Here is a 1,126-nt window from a genome sequence, read left to right as displayed (position 1 = left end):
GGCGGATTCAAACCCCAAGTGCAACAGTCGGAATAAGGCCAGCGTCTCGCATGGCCTTGTTGTTAAAGAAGACCTCGGCAGGGCTTTTCCAGCCAAGGGTCTTGCGTGGCCTGATGTTGAGCTCCCAGGCCATGAGATCAAGCTCGTGCTGCGAGTACACGCTCAGGTCCGTGCCCTTGGGCAGATACTGGCGCAGCAGGCCATTGGTGTGTTCGTTGATGCCTCGCTGCCACGGGCTGTGGGGGTCGCAGAAGTAAATCTTCAGCCCCGTGTCCTCGGCCAGCTGTTTGTGCAGCGCCATCTCCTTGCCCTGGTCGTAGGTCAGCGTCTGGCGGATCTCCGGCGGTAGCGGTGCGAACGCCTGCCTGAACCCTTCGAGCACGTCGATGGCCTTGCTGCCGTCGAGCTTGACCAGTATGGCAAACAGCGTATGGCGGCACACCAGGGTGCCGACGGCCGAGGCATTGTTCTTGCCTTTAATCAGATCGCCTTCCCAGTGGCCGGGCACCAAGCGGTCGTTGGCCTCGGGTGGCCGCACATGGATGCTGAGCATGTCCTGCAGCGAGCCACGCCTACTTTGGCCTGGGCTGGGTGGTCTGCGCGCACCGCGCCCTTGGCGCAACAGTGCGGTCAGCTCCCGGCGCAAGTCACCCTTGGGCATGGCATAGATCGCGGTGTAGATGGTTTCGTGTGAAGCTTGCAATTGGGTCTGCCCAGGATGACGTTCCCGGAGTTTGGCAGCAATCTGCTCAGGCGAAAGCTTGAGCGCGAGCAGCGCCTTGACCTCGGCCCATAACGGGCCATTGCGCTCGAGCTTGCGAGCGGGCCAAGCGGCACGCCGAACGCACCGGGCGCGCTTGCCGGCGCGATGCGCATCGTAGCCGCCAGCGATGCGCGGGCGCCCCATCACGCACTGCTCGGCTTCGTCTTGCCAGCCATTGCGGCGCAGTTCGCGCGAGATCGTGCTCGGTGATCGCCCCAGCACTCTGGCAATCTTGCGGATGCTGCAATTGTGCAGCTTCATGCCCATTACCGTGCCTCGCTCTTCGGCACTCAATTGTCGATATGTTCTTGTCATGCAACTCCTCTTGGATTGGAAGTGTTGCACTTGGTCCTTGAATCCGCC

General features: G+C 61.9%; 1 protein-coding gene. It reads right to left on the bottom strand.

The window, feature by feature from the left end; all coding sequences use genetic code 11:
- Nucleotides 1-7 precede the first annotated feature (7 nt).
- Nucleotides 8-1,078 (bottom strand): IS30 family transposase, encoded by a 1,071-nt coding sequence (locus AC1D0P_RS25920; protein WP_477679349.1) that lies wholly within the window; start codon nucleotides 1,076-1,078, stop codon nucleotides 8-10.
- Nucleotides 1,079-1,126 lie beyond the last annotated feature (48 nt).

It is taken from the genome of Polaromonas sp. P1_G2, assembly GCF_056405515.1.
Note: the sequence above shows the minus strand (reverse complement) of the source record. Positions and strands in the feature narration are given on the sequence as shown.